This window comes from Nonomuraea mesophila, assembly GCF_004352805.1.
GTDB classification, from domain to species: Bacteria; Actinomycetota; Actinomycetes; order Streptosporangiales; family Streptosporangiaceae; genus Nonomuraea; species Nonomuraea longispora.
Genome location: NZ_SMLD01000088.1, coordinates 1 through 20,640, shown reverse-complemented (window position 1 = coordinate 20,640; position 20,640 = coordinate 1). Strand labels below are relative to the sequence as shown.

The window sequence follows — 20,640 nt, the reverse complement described above, 5'->3', positions numbered from 1 at the left end:
CTCCGCCGAAGACCCGCTCAGAGCCCGAACGCCGCCGTCACCCGGCCGGTCAGGTCGTCCTCGGTCATCGCGCCGCCGACCTCGATCACGGCCAGCCCGAACCCGCGTGCCTCCCGGGCGAGGCGTTCGGTGAACAACCGGTCGCGTTCCAGCAGGTTGCGCAGCGCCCTGTCCGGATCGCCGGTCCTCCCGGCGATCTGCCAGAGCGAGCCCCTGCTGCGGAACGCGTCCAGGCGGAACCCGGGCGAGGGAACCAGCCAGACGCCGTGGCGCGCCGTGGCCAGCAGGGGCTCGACCAGGCTCGGCAGCAGCCGGAAGCCCTCGGCGAGCACGGGACGCTCCGGGGGAAGCCGCAGCAGGTCCTCGACGATCAGGCCGAAGCCCTCACCCCTGAACCAGTGGAACGTCTCCAGCATGGTCTCGGGCGAGCGGTCCACCCACCGCTCGTCCATGTCCATGGCCATGAACGCGTGCAGGTGGGGGCACTCGCCCGGCGTGCTGCGCGCCGCGTGGTCCCGCATCGCGGCGTCGGTGTCGTACAGGTGGAAACCGTGCCGGTCCGCCAGGCGGCGGGCGACCGTCGACTTGCCCGCGCCGCTCCCACCGCCGATCCAGCGGACGTGGCGGAGCCGCTCGCGCAGCGCCGCCACCTCGCCGGGCCTTTCCGTCACCATGCCGCTACGGCCGGTCCACGTAGTCGCGCAGGTGGAGCGCGGTCAGCGAGGAACCGGTGGCGACCAGTTCGCCGGGGGTGCCGGAGAACACGACCCGGCCGCCGTCGTGACCGGCTCCCGGCCCCAGGTCGATGATCCAGTCGGCGTGGGCCATGACCGCCTGGTGGTGCTCGATCACGATGACCGTGTTGCCGTCGTCAACCAGCCGGTCGAGCAGGGCCAGGAGCTGGTCCACGTCCGCCAGGTGCAGCCCCGTCGCAGGCTCGTCCAGCACGTACGTGGTGCCGTTCTTCGCCATGTTGATGGCCAGTTTGAGCCGCTGCCGCTCGCCGCCCGACAGCGTGGTCAGCGGCTGGCCGAGCCCGATGTAGCCGAGGCCGACCGCGGTCAGCCGGTCGAGGATCGTACGGGCCTGGCCGGTGGTGAAGAAGTCGCGGGCCTCGGCCACCGGCATGGCGAGCACCTCGCTGATGTTCCTGCCCCGCAGCGTGTACGTCAGCACCTCGGGCGTGAACCGTCTGCCCTCGCACTCCTCGCACACCGACGCCACCTCGGCCATCATCGCGAGGTCGGTGTAGATGAGCCCGATGCCCTTGCACTTCGGGCAGGCGCCCGCCGAGTTGGCGCTGAACAGGCCGGGCTTGACGCCGTTGGCCTTGGCGAACGCCGCCCGGATCGGGTCGAGCACCCCCGTGTACGTCGCCGGGTTGCTCCTGCGCGAGCCGCGGATGGGCGACTGGTCGGCCACCACCACGCCGTCGCGGCCCGCGACGTGGCCGTGGATCAGCGAGCTCTTGCCCGACCCGGCCACGCCGGTGACCACGGTCAGCACGCCCAGCGGCACGTCCACGCTCACATCGCGCAGGTTGTGCAGGGTGGCGTTCCTGATCGGCAGGTGCCCGGACGGCTCGCGGACCTGCTCGCGCAGGCGTACCCGGTGGTCGAGGTAGCGGCCGGTCAGCGTGCCGGAGGCGCGCAGCCCGCCGAGGTCGCCGGCGTAGCAGAGCTGCCCGCCGGCCGCGCCGGCGCCGGGGCCGAGGTCGACGACGTGGTCGGCGATGGCGATGGTCTCCGGCTTGTGCTCGACCACGAGGACCGTGTTGCCCTTGTCGCGCAGCTGGAGCAGCAGGGTGTTCATGCGCTGGATGTCGTGCGGGTGCAGACCGGCCGTCGGCTCGTCGAAGACGTAGGTGACGTCGGTCAGGCTGGAGTTGAGGTGGCGCACCATCTTGACGCGCTGTGCCTCGCCGCCGGACAGCGTGGACGACTCGCGGTCGAGGCTGAGATAGCCGAGGCCGATCCCCACCAGCGAGTCGAGTGTGGAGAGCAGGCCGTCCAGCACCGGGCCGACGGTCTCGCCGGCGATGCCGCGGACGAATCCGGCCAGGTCGTCGATCTGCATGGCCGAGCAGTCGGCGATGTTACTGCCGTTGATCAGGCTGGAGCGGGCGGCCTCGTTCAGCCGGGTGCCCGCGCAGGAGGGGCAGCGGATCAGTCTGACCGCCCGGTCGGCGAACGCCCGCGCCGACGGCTGCATCGACTCGCGGTCCTTGGCGAGGTAGGTGCGCCTGACCCGGGGGACGAGGCCCTCGTAGGTGACGTTGTTCGAGCCGTACTTCAGCTTGGTGGGCGGCTTGTTGAGGAGGTCCTCCCACTGCTCGGGGGTGAAGTCCTTCAGCCTGACGTCGGGGTCGAACAGGCCGGAGCCGGCCACGACCTGCCACGGCCAGCTGTCGACGGCGTAGCCGGGGGCCTTGATGGCGCCGTCCTTCAGCGACAGCTCCCGGTCGACCAGTTCGTCCACGTCGATGTCGGAGGCCTTGCCCAGCCCTTCGCACTCGGGGCACATGCCCTCGGCCGTGTTGAAGCTGAAGGCGCCGGCCGGGCCGGCGGACGGCTCGCCGAGGCGGCTGAAGATGATGCGCAGCATGGTGTGGGCGTCGGTGGCCGTGCCGACGGTGGAGCGCGCGTTGGCGCCCATGCGTTCCTGGTCGACGATGATCGCCGCACTCAGGTTGTGCAGCGCGTCGACGTCGGGGCGGGCCAGGCTCGGCATGAACGCCTGGATGAACGCGGTGTACGTCTCGTCGATCAGCCGGCGGGACTCCGCGGCGATCGTGTCGAAGACGAGCGAGGACTTGCCGGAGCCCGACACTCCGGTGAAGACGGTGAGACGCCGCTTGGGGATGTCGAGGGAGACGCCCTTGAGGTTGTTCTCCCTGGCGCCGCGGACCTGGATGCGGTCGTGGCTGTCAGCGGCGGTGTGGTCGTGGTGCTGGACGGCGCTTGCCTGCTGGCTGGAGAGCACGGAACCCTTCCATCGTCGGCCGATTGCTTATGCTGTAAGGGGATAGCCGGGACAGCTTACAACGACGGCCGATCGTTCGCGCCCGCCAGGAGGCGGGCGCCGGGTTCAGGCGGACAGCGGGTTGACGTGCCGGTGGTGCAGCCCGATGACCGGGATCTCGTGCAGGCTGCCCGAGTACAGGAACTGCGTCATGCCGATGAGCAGCCGCCGCACGTCCTCCTGCGGCCGCACCACCAGGCGCAGGAACCGGCTGGTCGTGCCGAGCTTGTTGCCGCACTCCCTGACGTACACGCCATGCTCGGTGAGCAGGTGGTCGCGCAGCGGCACCCCGTCGTGGCCGGGCGGCAGCTTCACCAGCAGGAAGTTGCCCTGCGACGCGAACACCGACAGCCCCGGCATGGTGCTGAGCTGCTGGAACATCGCCCGCCTGTCGTTGCCGAGCCGCTTGAGGCTCTCCTGGTATTCCGGCCAGAACTGCCGCATCATGAACACCACGACCTCGGCGAACGAGTTGAGGTTCCACTTGGGCAGCGCGTCGCGCACCCGCGCGGCCAGCGCCGGGTTGGCGACCATGTAGCCGAAGCGGATGCCGTGCAGGCCGAAGGACTTGCCCAGGCTGCGCAGCACGATCACGTTCGGCCGGACCGCGGCCTCGGCGGCCACGCCAGGGTAGGGCTCGGCGTCCACGAACTCGCCGAACGACTCGTCCACGATCACCAGGTCGAGGTCGATCAGCTCGTCCAGGAGCCGCAGGACCTCGTGCTTGGGCAGGTAACCGCCGTCGGGGTTGTTGGGATTGCAGATCACCGCCACCCGCGAGCCGCGCGTACGGACGAACGAGACATAGTCGCTCACGTCGAGCGCGAAGTTGCGGCTTTCCAGCAGCGGATACATGTCCACCCGCTTGCCCGTCTCCAGCGGCTGGTCCGTCCAGCGGCCGAACGTGGGGATCGGCACGGCCAGGCTCTCGTGCACCAGGAGGTGGTCGATCCAGGTGATCAGCTCGGTCGAGCCGTTGCCCATGGCGACCGTCTTGGGGTGCAGGCCGAGGGTGGAGCAGAGCTCCTCGGCGATGGTGTTCGCGTCGCTCGGATAGAACTTGAGGATCGTCTCCAGGTTCCTCCCGAGGTGCTCGAAGATCTCGGGCGTCGGGAAATAGGGGTTGCACGGGATGCAGAAGTCCACCGGCGCGTGCTCTCCGGCCGAGCCGCGCATGAGGGAGAAGTACGACGGGCTGTGCGCCTGTGCCCGCAAGAGGCTGAGCTCCACGACACCTCCATGGAACACGTGTCCGATGTGTGGAGGTACGCGCCGATCGCCGGGCCGGTTCACCCGCCCGCGGACGCCGTTTCCCCCGCCGTCCCCCGTGCCGTTCCGCGTGCCTTTCTGCGGAGGGTGAGAACGGCGACGTCGTCGCGCGGCGCTCCGCCGGTGAACGTGCGCAGGTCCGCGCCCACCGCCTGGGCGAGCCTGGCCGGCGGGTCGGCGGCCCACGCGCGCAGGCGCCGGCCCAGCGGGTAGAACGTGCCGCCGGGGTCGCGCGCCTCGGTGACGCCGTCCGTGTACACCATCAGCGTCGTGCCCGGCGGGAACGCGAAGCGCGCCACCGCCCGCGGCTCGGCCGTCATCGCCGCCAGGCCGAGGGGAACCGACGGCTCGCCCAGGGAGACCTGGCGGGCGTCGCCGCCGCGGATGACGTACGGGGCCAGGTGCCCGCAGTTGATCGCCTCGACCTCCCTGTCGCGGCCGACGTCGAGCACCAGCGCGGTGACGAACCGCTCGCGTTCCCCCGTCTGGGTGGCGAACGTGTTCTGCCTGACCACCGACTTCTCCAGGGCGTCCACCACGCCGGTGAGCGTGGGCTCGCGGTAGGCGGCCTCCCTGAACGAGCCGAGCACGACCAGCGCCGTTCCGATCGCCGGCAGGCCTTTGCCCTGCACGTCGGCGATCAGCACCCGCATGCCGTGGCGGGTCGCGGCCACTTCGTACATGTCGCCGCCGACCAGCGTGTCCTCCGTCGCCGGCTGGTAGAAGCCGTCGACCTCCACGTCGGCGGTGCGCAGCGGCAGCGGGCGCACGATCAGGCGCTGCAGGGCGGCGGCCGACGAACGCAGCCGGTCGACCTCCTCCTCGCGCCGCACCCGGTAGCGGCACCCGACCACGCTCAGCACCCCGAACACCGCCGTGAACGCGAACGCCAGCAGCTTGTCGTCCAGCTCCGCTCCTACCGAGTAGGTGGTGCCCGCCACCACCAGCACCACCCAGAGGGAGGCGGCGGCCGTCTGGCGCACCGAGCCGAGCCCCGAGACGATCGCCGGCAGGAAGATCAGCAGCGGAAAGATGCGCAACGCCGTGCGGGTGACGACGTCGAGTGCGACGACCACGGCCGTGACGAGCAGCAGGCCCGCCACGAACACCGGCGTCGAGAGCCTGAACCGGCCAGGCCGCCCGGGGTCATGCGGCACGACCGGTCCTCGCCTGACACCTGGGGCGGGGAGGGAACGCGGAACGGCCAGGCACTGTCGTCTCCCGATGTCGTCGATGGCGCTCCATAGCTTACCGTGTCCGGATCGTCACGTTCCGGCGCCATGCCCGTCCCGCGCGGATCGAGCGGCAGGCGTACGCGGGCGCCGGCCGACCCGGCGGGCGACGCACACCGCGGTGTCGGGCACCATGGATCGTGTGACGACGACCACGAAGCTCGTGGAGCTGACCGGACTGGTCGCCCAGGGTGGGGTGGCGGTGCTCAGCGGCGCCGGCCTGTCCACGGAGTCGGGCATCCCCGACTACCGGGGGCCGACGGGCCGCTCGCGCCGCGCCGAGCCGATGACGTACCAGAAGTTCGTCGGCAGCGCGGAGGCGCGGCGGCGCTACTGGGCGCGCAGCCACGTCGGCTGGCGGCAGATCGGCGACGCGCGGCCCAACGCCGGGCACCTGGCCGTGGCCGAGCTGGAGCGGCGCGGCCTGCTGGTCGGCATCGTCACCCAGAACGTCGACGGCCTGCACCAGGCGGCGGGCGCGCGGCGGGTGATCGAGCTGCACGGCGGCCTCGACCGGGTCGTCTGCCTGTCGTGCCGGGAGCGCACTCCCCGTGCCGAACTGGAACGCCGGCTGCGTGAGGCCAACGCCGGGTGGGCCGCCTCCGGCGCCATCAACCCCGACGGCGACGCCGTGCTCACCGACGCGCAGGTGGCCGGGTTCCAGGTGGTCGACTGCTGGGGGTGCGGCGGGCTGCTCAAGCCCGACGTGATCTTCTTCGGCGAGAACGTGCCCCGGCCCCGGGTCGACGAATGTTTCGGACTGGTGGCGGGGGCGCGGGCGCTGCTCGTGCTCGGTTCGTCCCTGAAGGTCCGGTCGGGGCTGCGGTTCGTCACCAAGGCCGCCGCGCTCGGCCTCCCGATCGCCATCGTCAACCAGGGGCCGACCGGCGGCGACGCCGACGCGGCCCTCACCGTGGACGCCCCGCTGGGCCCGACACTGTCCGGTCTCGCCGCGCGACTCGGGAAGGCCGCTCGGGCGGGTTAGTGGCGCGACGGGCGCGGACGCTGCGGGACGGCGGGCTCGGCGAGGGCACGCGGGCGGCACGGAGGCTGCGGGGCGGCTCGGCGAGGGCACGCGGGCGGCACAATGGAGCGCATGGCTCCTCGTTCCTGCCCCTGCGGCCTGCCCACCCCCTACCAGGACTGCTGCGGCAGGTTCCACCGGGGCGAGGCGGCCGCCGCCACCGCCGAGCAGCTCATGCGGTCGAGGTTCAGCGCGTTCGCGACGGGCGACGAGGCGTATCTGCTGCGCACCTGGCATCCCTCCACCCGCCCGGCCCGCCTCGGGCTCGACAGGAAGGTGCGGTGGGTGCGGCTGGAGGTGCTGGAGAGCGCCGGCGGCAGCGTCGTGCACACCGAGGGCACCGTACGCTTCCGCGCCCACTACGTCGAGCGTGGGCGGGCGGGGGAGCAGGAGGAACACAGCAGGTTCGTCCGCCTGGACGGCCGCTGGGTCTACGCGGGCGCTCTGTGAACGGTCACGAACGTGGCCACGGCCAAGGCGTCGACCACGCTCTCATGTCCGGACAGGCGCCGCAGGCCCTGGTTACCAGGTCCATGTTCCGCATCGAAGGAAAGAGTTCCAGTGTCACTGCCCCCGGATACACCCACGCCCGGAGGCCAGCTGATGGAAGGTGATCCAAGCAAGGAGCTGAATGTCAGGCTGGTTTCGATCTTCAGTCGAAGGTTGTTGAGAACGTACTTGTCGATCTTGCTCTTGCCGAACGATCCGGTCTTCTTGACCGATACGTATCCGCTCCATTCTTTGACGTTGAAAACGGCATCTCGCATCATGCCCGGATACACCCATCGCAGGACGCCTCCGGCCTCGAAGGCGAGTCCCTTCGTAAGATAGTTCCACCCGAAGAGATCGGACCTGCATCCCGAATTCGCGCAAACTCTGAGAGCACCCCATCCTTGCAGTCCTCGAGGTCCTGCGTTGGGCGGTACTCGACGCGCCCGCTACCAGCAGCGATGCCGCCATCGTGAGCGCCGTTGCGCATGCTAGACGCCGGCTCGGCGGCCGACTGCCTCTCGTCTTGCTGCTGAATTTCTCACAGTCACCTTCCCGTCGATGTGCGTCTGAAATGGCTAACAATCTTCACCTTTTTGTCAAGATCGCCTAGCAATATGAGAAGAAACGTATCAACGCAAGGCGGCTAACTTGTAACGCCCGCCTCAGTGGCAGCGATATTCTGGTTCAGATGTGCAGGGAAGTGGTAATGAACATGTTCGAAAGTGGCGACCCGCCGCGCTCGGTGCTGATTCGTACACAAATTTGCAAGGCTCAATCTCGCCTCGCAATAGAACCCTCCGAGTCGAACAGGTTGCAGATCGTCAACATGTAGGGGTAGGTCCTCTTGGGTGCGGTCTGCCGTCCGCAAGCCTGGCATCCTCGGGGCGCGAAAGTGGTCAGAGGGCGGGGGCGGTTGCGGCTGGGTGTCCTTTTCTGCGGGATGGGCGGCCTTCGGGGGTGGGGGTGGCGTGCGTTCGCGCCGGTACAGTCGGACGTTGATCTCGTCCTGGGCTCAGCACCCGTGGACGTCTCACCCCGACGCGAAGGATTTCCCGCATGGGTACCACGGAGCCCGGTGAGCTGACCGGACTCACCGTCAGAGCCACCGCCGGCGTCGTGCTGCGCGATTCCGGCGGTCGCATCCTGCTGCTGCGGCGTGCGGAGGACGCCACCTGGGGCATCCCCGGCGGCGGTCTGGAGCCGGGGGAGTCGTGGAGCGAGGCCGCGCTCCGCGAGTGCAGGGAGGAGACCGGGTGGGAGGCCCGCATCGACGGCCTGCTCGGCGTCTACAGTGACCCGGCGACGCAGGTCCACCGCTATCCCAGCGGTTCGCTGCGGCATTTCGTCGGAGCCGTCTTCCTGGGCACGGCCCTGGCCAGGACGGGAAGCGGCGACGGGGAAGCCGCCGAGCTGCGCTGGTGCGCCCCCGGCGCCCTGCCCGAGCCGCTGTTCGCCCCTGACGTGCCGGTGCTCCGGGACGCGCTGGCCGCCGGCCGGCGTCTTCCCGTGATCGACTGAACCGTCAGGGTTTGCGGGCCACCGCTCCGACGAAGGTGTGGTACGTGATGCCGAGCTCGGCCTGGTCGCCGGGGTCCGGCCGCCATGCGGGCAGGGGCACGAGCCCTGGCTCCAGCAGGTCGAGCCCGTCGAAGAAGGTGAGGATCTCCTCGCGGGTACGCCATCGCCCGGTGCCCAGGTGCGCGTTGAAGATCTTCTCCGCCTCGTACGCCTGCCTGGACACCTCCGGGTGCGCCTGGCCGGGGTTGCAGAAGTGGGAGACGGCCAGGTGACTGCCGGCGGCAGGCGGGAGAGCATCCTGGCGACGATGCCGGCCGGGTTCGCGGCGTCCGTCAGGTGGTGCAGGATGGCGAACATCAGCAGCCCCACCGGCTCGCCGAAGTCGATGTGCTTCCTGACCTCGTGGTGGTCGAGGATCATCTCGGGCTCGCGCAGGTCGGCCTCGACGACGGTGGTGGTGTCGTCGACGGCGAGCAGGGCGCGGCCGTGGACGAGGACGATGGGGTCGTTGTCGACGTAGACGACCCGCGTACCCGGTGCGGAGGCCTGGGCGATCTCGTGCACGTTGCCCTGCGTGGGCAGGCCCGAGCCGATGTCGAGGAACTGGCGGATGCCGGCCTCCGCCGCGAGATGGCGGACGACCCGTCTCAGGAACTCCCTGTTGGCCCATGCCGCCTGCGGCGCGTCCGGGGCGATCTCGAGCGCGAGCCGGGCCAGCACGCGGTCGGACTCGTAGTTGTCCTTGCCGCCGAGCATGTAGTCGTAGACGCGGGAGACGCTGGGCCTGGTGGTGTCCACGTCCCGCGGCGGGCGCGCCTGCTCGCTGTCGGCCATCGTCGGCTCCTTAGGGCAACGTCGCGAAGACGACTGGCGCGATCATACTGCTGAACTGTCGATATTTACGGCTTTTCGCCGATATGGGTAAAGGTCGGTCAAGATTCCTGTCAGGACGGGTCAGGCGGACTCGCGGATCACGAGTTCGGTCGGGAGTATCACCGGCTCCGGGTCGCCCGCCCCGTCGATGAGCGCCAGCAGCAGGCGGACGGTCTCCTGGGCCATTTCGGTCAGCGGCTGACGGATCGTGGTCAGCGGCGGATGCGTGGTGACGGCCACCGAGGAGTCGTCGAACCCGCCCACCGCGACGTCGCCCGGCACGCTGCGCCCGGCCGCCCGCAACGCCGCCAGCGCGCCCGCCGCCATCAGGTCGGAGGCCACGAAGACGGCGTCGAGGTCGGGCGTGCGCTCCAGCAGCTCGGCCATCGCCCGCTCGCCGCTGGCCTGGGTCCAGTCGCCGTGCGCGATCAGCTTCGAGGTGGCCTTGCGCCCCAGCACCTCGGCGAAGCCCTCCAGCCGCTGGATGCCGCCCGGCGTGTCCATCGGGCCGGTGATCATGGCGATGCGCCTGCGCCCCTGGGCGACGAAGTACTCGGTCATCTGGCGGGCCCCGAGCCGTTCGTCGGCGGCCGCGTACGGGATGACGTTCTCGTGGCCGATGACGGCGCCGAACGAGACGGCGGGCGGCCCGGAGCCGAGCGCCTCCACGAGGGGGTCGCCCGCGTGCGTCGAGACCAGGAGCACGCCGTCGGCGTGGCCGCCGCGCACGTAGCGCACCACCCGCTCCCGCTCGGCCGCGTCGCCCGCCAGCATCATGACCAGTGACAGGTCGCGCTCGGCCAGCATCTTGATCGCGACCCTGATGAGCGTGCTGTAGTTGGGGTCCTCGAACAGCTTCTCGTATGGCTCGGAGAGCACCATCACGACGGATCCGGTGCGCTGGGTGACCAGGCTGCGGGCGGCCCGGTTGACGACGTAGCCGGTCTCGGAGATCGCCCTCTCGATGGCCACCCGCGCCGCCGGGCTGACGTATTTGTCGCCGTTGAGCAGGCGGGACACCGTGCCGCGGGACACGCCCGCGGCGGCGGCGACATCGTGGATCGTGGGGCGTTTCACTTGACGGCTCCGGAGGACAGGTCGGTCTTCCAGTATCGCTGCATCGTGAGGAACAGCGCGATCAACGGCACGATCGACAGCAGCGCGCCCGTGAGGATCAGGTTGTAGAGGGCCGGCTGGTTCGCCCCGGCCTGCAGCAGCGTGAAGAGACCGACCGTGAGCGGGAACTTCTGGTCGTCGCCGAGCATGATGAACGGCAGCAGGAAGTTGTTCCAGATGGCCACGAACTGGAACAGGAAGATCGTCACCATGCCCGGCCCCATCAGCGGCAGCGCCACCCGCGCCATGAGGTGCCACTCGCCCGCCCCGTCGATCCGCCCCGCCTCCAGCAGCGAGTCGGGAATGGCCGCCGCCGCGTAGACGCGGGCCAGATAGATGCCGTACGGGTGCAGGATCTGCGGCAGCAGCACGGCCCAGTGGCTGTCGGCCAGGCCGATCTCGGAGAACAGCAGGTACTGCGGGATCGCCAGCACCACGGCGGGCACAAGGATGCCCCCGATGAGCAGGTTGAAGATCGCGTTGCGGCCGGGGAAACGGTATTTCGCCAGCGTGTACCCCGAGATCGCCGAGACCGCGGTCGACAGCAGCGCGCCGCCGCCCGCGTAGATGACCGTGTTGGCCGCCCAGAGCCAGAACACCCCGTCGCGGTAGGCGAACAACTCCGCGACGTTGTCGAAGAAGCCGGTGCCGAACGCGAGCGTCGAGGTGCTGAACAGCTCGCCGGGCGACTTGGTGGCCGCGATCAGCACCCAGAACACGGGGAACAGGCAGTAGATCGCGCCGAGGAGGAGCAGCGCCGTGGGCGCCGGCCCCCATGGCCTGCCCGCGGACGCGCCGTGCACGCGGCGGCGGTGTGCGGTGGCGGCGGTGACCCCGGCCATCAGCCCTCCCTGAAGGCGCGGTCGCGGACCACGCGCAGGAACCCGAACGACAGGACGAGAGAGATCGCCGCGATGACGATCGAGGTGGCGGCGGCCGAGTACAGGTCGCCGGTGACGAAGGCGTCGCGGTAGACCTTCATGAGCGGGCTCCACGTCGAGCTGATCGTGTTGGTCAGCGGCCGGAGCGCGGTGGGCTCGGTGAAGACCTGGATGGTCGCGATGATCGAGAACACGGTGGTGAGGACGATCGCCGGGGTCAGCATCGGGATCTTGACCCGGAGCGCGATCTGCACCTCGGAGGCGCCGTCGAGGCGGGCGGCCTCGTACAGGTCGCGGGGGATCGCCCGGAGCGCGGTGTAGAGCACCAGCATGTTGAAGCCGACCCCGCCCCACACCGCCACGTTCGCCATGGAGTACGTGACGGTGGTCGCGCCCAGGTAGTCGACGTCGAGGACGGCCTTGAGCGGGCTGAGCGAGGGCAGGTAGAGGAACCCCCACAGCAGGGTGGCCGCCACCCCCGGCACCGCGTACGGCAGGAAGATCGCGATCCGGGAGAAGCGGGCCAGCCGCACCCGCGCCGAGTCCAGCAGCAGGGCGAACAGCAGCGCCAGGCCGAGCATCACGACCAGCACCAGCGTGCCGTAGCCGAGCACCCGCAGCCAGCCCTGCCACAACTCGGCGTCGGCCAGGGCGGCGGCGAAGTTGTCGAACCCGGCGAAGACCTCGCGGCGCGCGCCCTTGCCGAGCCCAAGCCCGGACACCTTGGTCCTGCGCATCGCCAGGTGAACGGTGTAGGCGATGGGCACCGCGAGGAAGAGCGTGAACAACACGATGGCGGGGGTCAGGAACAGGTACGGCCACGCCCCCCTTCCCGGCCGCTTCATGACGTGATCTGAAAGCCGGACTTGCGCATGTCGGCGACCGTGGCGTCCTGCATGGCCCGCACGGCCGCGGAGAACGGCGTGCCGTCCTGCAGCGCCTTGTCGAAGCCGTCCTTGAAGGCGTTGTACGTCACGCCGACGTTCGGCCCGAAGGTGAAGCCGCGCGCGCCCGCGGACACGGTGGCGGCCTGCTGCCAGAAGTCGGGCTGGTTGGAGAAGTAGTCGGGCGCCTCACCGAGCGCCGACTGCGCCTTGGTCACGGCCGGGTAGATCGCGGCCTCCTTGACGAGCAGGTCGATGGCCTGCTGGTCGGTGTTGAGCCACGTGGCGAACTTCGCGGCGGCCGCCTTGTGCGGCGTCCTGGCCGACACGGCGGTGGACGAGCCGCCCCAGAAGCCGCTGAAGCTCTCGCCGGCGTTCCACTGGGGGAGCGGCGCGACGGCCCACTTGCCCTTGGCCTTGGGCGCGTTGCTCGACAACACGCCGGGTGCCCACACGGCCGACGGCCAGGTCAGCAGCTTGCCGTCGTTGAGCGCCTTGTTCCATTCGGGGGTGAAGTACGGCATGTCGTCGATGGCGCCCTCCTTGACGAGCCCGCCCCAGTAGTCGGCGACCTTCCTGGTGGGCTCGTCGGCGACGGCGACCTTCCACGACTCGCCGCTGATCGACCACCACTGCGCCCCGGCCTGCTGGGCGAGGCCTGTGAACGCTCCCGGATCCTTGCTGGAGAACGTGCCCAGATACGCCTTGGGGTCCTTCTTGCGCACCGTGCGGGCCGCCTCGGCGTAGTCCTGCCAGGTCTCCGGGACCTCGATGCCGTACTCGTCGAACAGGTCCTTGCGGTAGAAGAGCATCATCGGGCCGCTGTCCTGGGGTACGCCGTAGACCGCGTCGGTGCCGAGGGTGACGAGGTTCCACAGGCCGTCGGAGAACTCGCCCTTGATCGGGGCGGTCTCGGCCTTGAGATCGGCCACGGCGTCGGCGGCGATGAACGACGGCAGGTGCTGATACTCCGCCTGGACCAGGTCGGGCGGGTTGCCGGCCTTGGAGGCCGTGAGGTATTTCGCCGCCGCGTCGTCGCCGCCGGCCTGCTTGCTGACCGTCACCTGGATGTCGGGGTTGGCGTCGTTCCAGACCTTGACGATCTTGTCCATGTTGGGGGCCCAGGCCCAGTACGTGAGCGTGACGGGCCCCCGGGGGGCGGCCGTTCCCGGCGCCGCCTCGGGGCTCCCGGCGGGCTCACCGGACCCGCAGCTCACGAGGGCGCCCGACATGCAGGTCACCGAGAGTGCGACGGCCAGGGCTGCTCCAAGGCGGTTGGCGCGCATGCGTACCTCCAGACATTCTGTGAACGTGCACAGACTGGATGAGTGCGGAAAAGCCCGTCAAGGGGTTGTTACGCTCTCGTTAACCTTCCGCGTTTGCAGGAATTTGCGAGGGGACAGTTCCTATGTTCGGTGGCGTGGCCTACTGTGCACGTTCACAGAAGGATTTCGAGGGGGATGGATGTATCCGGAGCGTCCTGCCGGTATCGCCTTTGGCGGGGACTACAACCCAGAGCAGTGGCCGCGCGAGGTCCTCGACGAGGACGTCGCCCTGATGCGCGAGGCCGGGGTCAACCTGGTCAGCCTGGGCATGTTCTCGTGGGCGCTGATGGAGCCCGAGGAGGGGCGCTACACGTTCGGCTGGCTGGACGAGGTCGTCGACCGGCTGCGCGAGGCCGGCGTCGCGGTCGACCTGGCCACGCCCACCGCCGCGCCGCCCGCCTGGTTCGTCGCCCGGCACCCCGACGTGCTCCCGGTGACCAGGGAGGGGACGCGGATCGGGTTCGGCGGCAGGCAGAGCGCCTGCTCCAGCGCCCCGGCCTTCCGCGAGGCGACCGCGCGCCTGGTGCGCGCGCTGGGCGAGCACTACCGCGGCCATCCCGCAGTGGTCATGTGGCACGTGCACAACGAGTACGGCGCCCCCCTGGGCGAGTGTTACTGCGAGCACAGCGTGGCGGCCTGGCGAGGCTGGCTCCGCCGGACGTACCGCGACCTCACGGCGTTGAACGAGGCCTGGGGCACCACGTTCTGGGGACAGACCTACACCGACTGGTCCGAGATCGACGCCCCGCGCGCCAACCACACGGTGCTCAACCCCGCCCAGCGGCTCGACTACGCCCGCTTCAGCGACGGCCAGCACCGCGAGCACTACGCGCTCCAGCGCGACATCCTGCGCGAGCTCACCCCGGGCATCCCGGTGACCACCAACTTCGCCGGCACGGTCAACTGCAAGTCCACCGACCTGTGGCGCTGGGCCCGCGAGGTCGACGTGATCGCCAACGACCACTACCTGAAGGCCGAGCTGCCCGACAACCACATCGACCTGGCGATGTCCGCCGACCTGGCCCGCTCGGTCGCCGGCGGGGCGCCGTGGATGCTCATGGAGCACTCGGCGGGCGCGGTCAACTGGCAGCCGCGCAACCTCGCCAAACGGCCGGGTGAGCTGCGCCGCAACAGCCTCGTGCACGTCGCCAGGGGCTCGGACAGCGTGCTGTTCTTCCAGTGGCGGGCCTCGCGGTTCGGGGCGGAGAAGTTCCACTCGGGCCTGGTCCCGCACGCGGGGACCGACTCCGAGCAGTGGCGCGAGGTGGTGCGGCTGGGCGCCGACCTGCGCGCGCTGGCCGGCGTCAGGGGCGGCCGGGTGCGGGCCGAGGTGGCGATCGTCTGGGACTGGGAGTCGTACTGGGCGCTGGAGCTGGACTGGCGGCCGTCGGTGGACCTGACGTTCCGTGAGCGGATGGACGCCTTCTACGAGGCGTTGTGGCGGGAGCACGTCACGGTGGACTTCGTCCACCCTTCCGCCGATATTTCGGGGTATCGGCTGGTGATCGCACCCAGCTCGTACCTCCTCACCGAGGCCTCCGCCAAGAACCTCCACCGGTACGTCGAAGCGGGCGGCAACCTGCTCGTGTCGTACTTCTCCGGCATAGTGGACCAGCACGACACCCTCCACCCGGGCGCCTATCCCGGAGCGCTGCGCGAGCTGCTCGGCCTGTCCATCGAGGAGTTCCACCCGCTGCGCGAGCACGAGACGGTCGAGCTGGACGGCCCCGCGGGCCTCACCGCCCGCGTCTGGTCGGAGCGGGTCCGCCCGGCCGGCGCGCTCACCGTGCGCTCCTTCGCCGTCGGGCCCGACGCGGGACACCCCGCCTTCACCCGCCACGACCTCGGCGCCGGCACCGCCTGGTACCTCGCCACGGCACCCGTCGCCGGCCTGCGCGGCCTGCTCGCGCAGGTGCTCGACCACGCGGACGTGTCCCGGCCGCGCGGCCTGCCCGAGACCCTCGAACGGGTGCGCAGGGGCGGCCACGTCTTCCTGATCAACCACGGCGACGAGCCCGTGACGGTCGAGGGGGTGAGCGGCGTCAGCGTGTTCGACGGCGTACGGCACGACGGCGCGGTCACCGTCGCGCCCGGCGCGGTCACCGTCGTCGCGGAAACCTCTAGGGAGATGCGATGAAACGGTTGCTCACCGCACTGCTGCTGGTCGCCGCCGCGGCGCAGCCCATCGTCCAGCCCTCCGTCCGGCCCGCGCACGCCGGCTGAGGCCGGTGTGGGTGCGGGTACGCGAGCGGGAATTCGTGCCGATGGGGGCGGGGGTCGGTGTGTGCGCGCCGCGTCCTGGTCGGGGCCGGCGCGCGCTGGGGCGACGTCGCGGCAGCGCCGGCTCCGCATGAACTGGCCATCACCTCGGGCGACAGTGGCCGTGGCGTTCCCGGCGTTCACGCCCTTCAGCGTTCCGGATGGGCCCCGGCAGCGGGCAGCACACCCCATTGCGTCCGATCGAGGCGACCTGGGCGGTGGGCAACAAGGAACTGCTGCCGGCGAAGAAGGGATCAGTGTGTGATGTGCGCCACCTCATGTCACGTCGCCGCGATCCCCGGTGTCCAGAGAGCATGAGCGAACACACCACATCCCACAAGGTCGTGGTCATCGGCGGCGGGTACGCGGGAACGGCCGCGGCCAACCACCTCCGGCTGCGCGACGACGTCGACATCACGCTGGTCAATTCCCGCCCGCAGTTCGTCGAACGGATCCGGCTGCATCAGTTCGTGGCCGGCAACTACGACGCCTCGGTCGACTACGGCACGCTGCTCGGCGACGGCATCGAGTTGGTGGTCGACAAGGCCACTCGTATCGACACCGCTTCCCGCACGGTGGAGCTGGCGTCGGGCCGCGCGCTGGATTACGACTACGTCATCTACGCGGTCGGCAGCACCGGCGCGATCCCCTCCTCCGTGCCGGGCGCGGCCGCATTCGCCTGCTCCATCGCCGAGCTCGAGTTTGCCCAGCAGCTGCGCGCCAGGCTGGCGGAGCTGCCGGCCGAGGCCGCGATCACCGTGGTCGGCGGCGGGCTGACCGGCATCGAGACCGCCGCGGAGCTCGCCGAACATGGGCGCAAGGTCACTCTGGTCGCCGGGAGAACCCTGGCCCCCACCCTCAGCGCTCCTGTCCGCCGATCCGTCGCGACGTGGCTGTCCGAGAACGGTGTCACCGTGCTGGAGGGCAGCGTGGTGGCTGAGGTCCGGCAGGACGCGGTCGTCTTCACCGATGGAGCGATACGGCAGAGCGCGCTCACCATCTGGACGGCCGGTTTCGGCGTGCCGGGCTTGGCCGCCGCCAGCGGGTTGCGCGTGGACGAGCTGGGTCGGCTGCTGACCGACGAGACGCTACTGAGCGTTGATGACGACCGGATCGTCGCGGCGGGTGACGCCGGTTCGCCGTCGGGGCAGCCGCTGCGGATGAGCTGCCAGTCCGCGATACCGCTCGGAGTGCAGGCCGCCGACGCCGTGCTGAGCCGCATCGCGGCAACCGCGCCGGCGGTGATCGACATGGGCTTCAAGGCGGTGTGTATCAGCCTGGGGCGGCATGCCGGTATCAAGCAGCTCGTCCGCGCGGATGACACTCCCTTGGACACCTACTTCGACGGGCAGGACGGCGCGGAGATGAAGGAGGAGCTGTGCCGCAAGGCGGTGACGGGCATCGGCATGGAAGGCCGCAACCCGGGGATCGTCGTGTGGGACAAGCCGGGACCGCGGTTCGCGCAGGTGGTGGCGGCCCGATGACCACCGACGAGCATGCCGAGCGGTTCACCGCACTGCGGCCACTGCTGTTCACGATCGTCTACGAGATCCTCGGTTCGGTGACCGAATCCGACGACGTGCTGCAGGACAGCTATCTGCGGTGGGCGAAGGTGGACCTGGCGACGGTCCGTGTCACCAAGTCGTACCTTGCGCGGCTGGTGACCCGTCAGGCACTCAACGCATTGCGGGCCGGCGCGCGCCGCCGCGAGGACTACGTCGGTGTGTGGCTCCCGGAGCCGCTGCTGCTCGACCAGGACGACGCATCGGCGGATGTGGTGCTCACCGAGTCGGTGTCGATGGCGATGCTGGTGGTGCTCGAAACGCTCACTCCCGACGAGCGCGCGGTGTTCGTCCTGCGCGAGGTGTTCGACTTCGGCTACGACGACATCGCGGAAGCGGTGGGCAAATCGGTGGTGACGGTGCGCCAGGTGGCGCACCGTGCCCGTGAACACGTGCGAGCGCGGCGCAGGCGCTTGGAGCCCGCGGGTCCGGCCAGGACCGCGCGGATCACCGAGCGGTTCATGGCCGCGGCGACCACGGGCGACGTGGAGGGGCTGCTCTCGCTGCTCGCGCCGGACGTCTCCTGGACCGCCGACCACGGTGGCAAGGCGCGCGCGGCGCGCCAGCCGGTGGTGGGCGCGGAGAAGGTGGCCGCGTACGTCCTGGAACTGTTCCACGTGGGGCGGTTGCCGGACTCGCGGATCGAGGTGGTGAACTGCAACAACACGACCGCGCTTGTCGCCTACATCGGCGACCACCTGGAGAGTGTCTTCCTGGCCGACGTCGTCGACGAGAAGATCACCCAGTTCTACGCCATCCGCAATCCGGACAAACTCCTCGCATTGGCGACACCACGCCAGATCAGCCGGTAGAAGCCGAGCCGGTTACGGGGTCGTGGGAACGGCCGGGGATGGCGAGCCGGATCTTCCCGCAGGTCCTTGTTCATCGCTACCGAGCAAGGCCCCATGGATGACAACTTCCAAGCTTCCCTGGCAGCGGCGGTCCATCGCGGCCGCCGGCGTGCGAGGGCTTCCACCGCAGGTGAGGGGGACTGATGGTCATCGGGACTGACAGATCTCGTCCGGCCGAGCCGACCTGGTCTGCTGCCGTGCAGCCGACGAGGCCGGTTCGGTGGGTGTTCCGGGCGCGTGGCGATCGTGGTCTGGGCCCGGCTGCGCCAGGTCCAGCCGTTCCTGGTGACGCTGACCGTGGTGGTGGCCGAGACAGTGCAGTACTCCGCCGGGATGGCGGGGGCGTTGTGGCTGCACCTCCCGCTGGGCGTTGCGACTGTCGCCGGGCTTGTCGTGCAGTTCATCGCGGTGTGGCGGCGGCCGCTCCCGCGGCAGGCGAAGGCGCGGAACGCGGGGGAGACGGAGGTCGGCGATGTCTGAGCGGGACGTGACCAGGCGCCGGGTGCTGGGCGTCGGCGGGACGCTCGCAGCGATGGCGGTGACCGGGCTCGTGACCTCGGCCAAACTGTCCCGGCGCCCGCCGGAAACCGGTGAACAGCTGCGCAGCGGCGTGCCGCTGCCGCCAGCCTTCCAGGTGCCGCTGCCGGTCCCCGCGGTGGCCAAGCCGGTCAGCACGCCGGGGGGTGTGGACCGGTACGAGATCATCCAGCGCGAGGCGAGCCTGGAGATCCTGCCCGGCGTCAGGACGTCAGCGTGGACCTACGGTGGAACGTCTCCGGGACCGACCATCGAAGCGCGCCGCGGCCGTCCGGTGAACGTGACGCATCGCAACGAGCTGCCCGTGCCGACCGTAGTGCACCTGCACGGCGGACACACCCCGGCCGCCTCCGACGGTTACCCCACCGACCTGGTCATTCCCCAGGGCTGGCAGGAACCCGCGCACATGACGCACGGCATGGCGGGGATGGCCGGGATGAGTGATCCGCGGGCTGTGACGTCCAGGCTGACGCGGAACTACACCTTCCCGATGGACCAGCGGCCGGCGCTGCTGTGGTACCACGACCACCGGATGGACTTCACCGCCCCGGCGATCTGGCGGGGCCTGGCCGGGCTGCACATCATCCGCGACGCCGCAGAGGAGGCGCTCGGCCTGCCCTCCGGCCCGCGCGAGCTGCCACTGGTGATCACCGACCGGGCGTTCGACGACCACGGCGAGCTCACCTACCCCGCGCTCGACGGCACGCTACGGAAACGGCCGGGTGTCCGCGAGGCCTATCCCGGCGGCGTCCTGGGTGACGTGATCCTCGTGAACGGCGCGCCCTGGCCCATCCACGAGGTCGAGGGGGCGCCACGACCTGATCATCGACTTCGCGCAGATCCCGGTCGGCGGCCGCGTCCGCCTCATCAACCGGCTGGGCGCGAACCGCACTCGCGACCTCTCCTTCCGCGTCGGCCGGACGAACGGACGTCACGGCTGGCTCATCGGCGGGAAGGCGTTCGACCCCGCCCGCGCCGACGTCACCACCCGCCTCGGCGACATCGAGGTCTGGCGGCTGATCGCCGACGTTCACCACCCCGTCCACCTGCACCTGGTCGGCTTCCGGGTGCTCTCACGCGGCGGCAAGGCCCCGCTGCCCCACGATGCGGGTCTCAAGGACACCATCTCGCTACGGCCAGGCGAAGGAGCCGAGATCATCACTCGCTTCGACGGCTACCGCGGCCGCCACCTCTTCCACTGCCACAACGCCGAACACGAGGACATGGGAATGATGGCCAACCTTGAGGTCATCTGACCCACAACGAATGAAGGGAACTGGACAAGTGCGCGAAACCGAACTCAGAAATCACATCGACAAGCTGGCCGAAGGCGTCCGAAACAAAGATATCGCGGGCTTGAAGCAGCTCTACGCCACGGACATCGTCTCCTTCGACATCGAACCGCCACTCCAGCATGTAGGGATAGACGCGAAGCTGAAGAACTGGGCGAACGCGTTCGCGGCCTTCGAGGAAGTGACCTATGAGGTTCGCGACCTGAAGCTCACGCTGGGCGAAGGCGTGGCGTTCGGGCATTGCTTCCTCCGACTCGCCGGCACCTTGAAAGGCGGGACCTCGACGGACGGAATGTGGGTCCGAGGCACATACTGCTTCCGAGAAATCGCCGGCACCTGGCTGATCACGCACGACCAGGTCTCCGTTCCGTTCGACATCACGAGCGGCAAGGGAGTGACCGACCTCGAACCCTGACAGAGATGATGTCGGTGAGCACCTCCCATCGGGTCTGACTGCGCCACCCGCTTGCCCGCCACCCCGCCCGGCCCCTGCCCCTCCTCGGC

At 70.0% G+C, this 20,640-nt stretch carries 18 protein-coding genes and 2 pseudogenes; 10 read left to right on the top strand and 10 right to left on the bottom strand.

The window, feature by feature from the left end; genetic code table 11:
* Positions 1–17: 17 nt before the first annotated feature.
* The 4 genes from E1295_RS28505 to E1295_RS28490 form a co-directional block, all read right to left on the bottom strand.
* A complete protein-coding gene (locus E1295_RS28505; RefSeq protein WP_132634496.1) occupies positions 18–674 on the bottom strand; it encodes a shikimate kinase in 657 nt (218 codons plus the stop codon).
* Between the two features lie 4 nt (positions 675–678).
* Positions 679–2,982 carry an ATP-binding cassette domain-containing protein gene (locus E1295_RS28500; RefSeq protein ID WP_132634494.1) on the bottom strand — a complete coding sequence of 768 codons (2,304 nt, stop codon included), beginning with the start codon at positions 2,980–2,982 and terminating at the stop codon, positions 679–681.
* Between the two features lie 105 nt (positions 2,983–3,087).
* Positions 3,088–4,251, bottom strand: coding sequence for a pyridoxal phosphate-dependent aminotransferase (locus tag E1295_RS28495; RefSeq protein WP_220448931.1), 1,164 nt, complete (start codon positions 4,249–4,251; stop codon positions 3,088–3,090).
* A gap of 59 nt (positions 4,252–4,310) precedes the next feature.
* A complete protein-coding gene (locus E1295_RS28490; protein ID WP_132634492.1) occupies positions 4,311–5,447 on the bottom strand; it encodes a PP2C family protein-serine/threonine phosphatase in 1,137 nt (378 codons plus the stop codon).
* A 208-nt stretch (positions 5,448–5,655) separates the two neighbouring features.
* Between E1295_RS28490 and E1295_RS28485 the strand changes: the two genes are divergently transcribed.
* Both E1295_RS28485 and E1295_RS28480 read left to right on the top strand, forming a co-directional pair.
* Entirely contained in the window at positions 5,656–6,507 is an 852-nt protein-coding gene (locus tag E1295_RS28485) for an NAD-dependent protein deacetylase (protein ID WP_132634490.1), read from the top strand.
* Between the two features lie 111 nt (positions 6,508–6,618).
* Positions 6,619–6,996, top strand: coding sequence for a YchJ family protein (locus E1295_RS28480; RefSeq protein ID WP_132634488.1), 378 nt, complete (start codon positions 6,619–6,621; stop codon positions 6,994–6,996).
* Here the strand turns inward: E1295_RS28480 and E1295_RS28475 are convergent.
* Positions 6,978–7,328 (bottom strand): hypothetical protein, encoded by a 351-nt coding sequence (locus tag E1295_RS28475; protein ID WP_132634486.1) that lies wholly within the window; start codon positions 7,326–7,328, stop codon positions 6,978–6,980. The genes E1295_RS28480 and E1295_RS28475 overlap by 19 nt on opposite strands.
* A gap of 766 nt (positions 7,329–8,094) precedes the next feature.
* Between E1295_RS28475 and E1295_RS28470 the strand changes: the two genes are divergently transcribed.
* Positions 8,095–8,556: an NUDIX hydrolase gene (locus E1295_RS28470; RefSeq protein ID WP_132634484.1), complete on the top strand. Its 462-nt coding sequence runs from the start codon at positions 8,095–8,097 to the stop codon at positions 8,554–8,556.
* A gap of 4 nt (positions 8,557–8,560) precedes the next feature.
* On the opposite strand, the pseudogene E1295_RS28465 reads toward E1295_RS28470, so the two are convergent.
* The 5 genes and pseudogenes from E1295_RS28465 to E1295_RS28445 form a co-directional block, all read right to left on the bottom strand.
* Positions 8,561–9,312 (bottom strand): annotated as a pseudogene (locus E1295_RS28465) (SAM-dependent methyltransferase).
* A gap of 198 nt (positions 9,313–9,510) precedes the next feature.
* On the bottom strand, positions 9,511–10,506 hold the full coding sequence (locus E1295_RS28460) for a LacI family DNA-binding transcriptional regulator (protein ID WP_220448930.1): 996 nt from the start codon (positions 10,504–10,506) through the stop codon (positions 9,511–9,513).
* The gene (locus tag E1295_RS28455; RefSeq protein ID WP_132634482.1) at positions 10,503–11,387 is read right to left on the bottom strand and encodes a carbohydrate ABC transporter permease; all 885 of its coding nucleotides are present in this window, start codon (positions 11,385–11,387) and stop codon (positions 10,503–10,505) included. Before E1295_RS28455 ends, E1295_RS28460 begins: the two co-directional genes overlap by 4 nt.
* A complete protein-coding gene (locus tag E1295_RS28450; protein ID WP_132634480.1) occupies positions 11,387–12,271 on the bottom strand; it encodes a carbohydrate ABC transporter permease in 885 nt (294 codons plus the stop codon). The genes E1295_RS28455 and E1295_RS28450 overlap by 1 nt, the downstream gene beginning before the upstream one ends.
* Entirely contained in the window at positions 12,268–13,596 is a 1,329-nt protein-coding gene (locus E1295_RS28445) for an ABC transporter substrate-binding protein (RefSeq protein WP_132634478.1), read from the bottom strand. The genes E1295_RS28450 and E1295_RS28445 overlap by 4 nt, the downstream gene beginning before the upstream one ends.
* 178 nt (positions 13,597–13,774) lie before the next feature.
* On the opposite strand from E1295_RS28445, the gene E1295_RS28440 reads away from it, so the two are divergent.
* The 7 genes and pseudogenes from E1295_RS28440 (at position 13,775) to E1295_RS28410 (ending at position 20,551) form a co-directional block, all read left to right on the top strand.
* Positions 13,775–15,772, top strand: coding sequence for a beta-galactosidase (locus E1295_RS28440; protein WP_132634476.1), 1,998 nt, complete (start codon positions 13,775–13,777; stop codon positions 15,770–15,772).
* 436 nt (positions 15,773–16,208) lie between these two features.
* Positions 16,209–17,378: an NAD(P)/FAD-dependent oxidoreductase gene (locus tag E1295_RS28430; RefSeq protein ID WP_132634472.1), complete on the top strand. Its 1,170-nt coding sequence runs from the start codon at positions 16,209–16,211 to the stop codon at positions 17,376–17,378.
* Positions 17,375–18,268 carry an RNA polymerase sigma factor SigJ gene (gene sigJ, locus E1295_RS28425; RefSeq protein WP_132634470.1) on the top strand — a complete coding sequence of 298 codons (894 nt, stop codon included), beginning with the start codon at positions 17,375–17,377 and terminating at the stop codon, positions 18,266–18,268. Before E1295_RS28430 ends, sigJ begins: the two co-directional genes overlap by 4 nt.
* Before the next feature lie 276 nt (positions 18,269–18,544).
* Positions 18,545–18,787 carry a hypothetical protein gene (locus E1295_RS28420; protein ID WP_132634468.1) on the top strand — a complete coding sequence of 81 codons (243 nt, stop codon included), beginning with the start codon at positions 18,545–18,547 and terminating at the stop codon, positions 18,785–18,787.
* A pseudogene (locus E1295_RS52560) lies at positions 18,780–19,175 on the top strand (multicopper oxidase domain-containing protein); the annotation flags it as partial. The gene E1295_RS28420 and the pseudogene E1295_RS52560, both read left to right, overlap by 8 nt.
* 487 nt (positions 19,176–19,662) lie before the next feature.
* Positions 19,663–20,100 carry a multicopper oxidase domain-containing protein gene (locus tag E1295_RS51165; RefSeq protein ID WP_342775913.1) on the top strand — a complete coding sequence of 146 codons (438 nt, stop codon included), beginning with the start codon at positions 19,663–19,665 and terminating at the stop codon, positions 20,098–20,100.
* Positions 20,101–20,128: 28 nt separating this feature from the next.
* Complete coding sequence (locus tag E1295_RS28410) at positions 20,129–20,551, top strand: YybH family protein (protein WP_246080443.1); 423 nt, start codon at positions 20,129–20,131, stop codon at positions 20,549–20,551.
* The last annotated feature ends 89 nt before the right edge of the window (positions 20,552–20,640 follow it).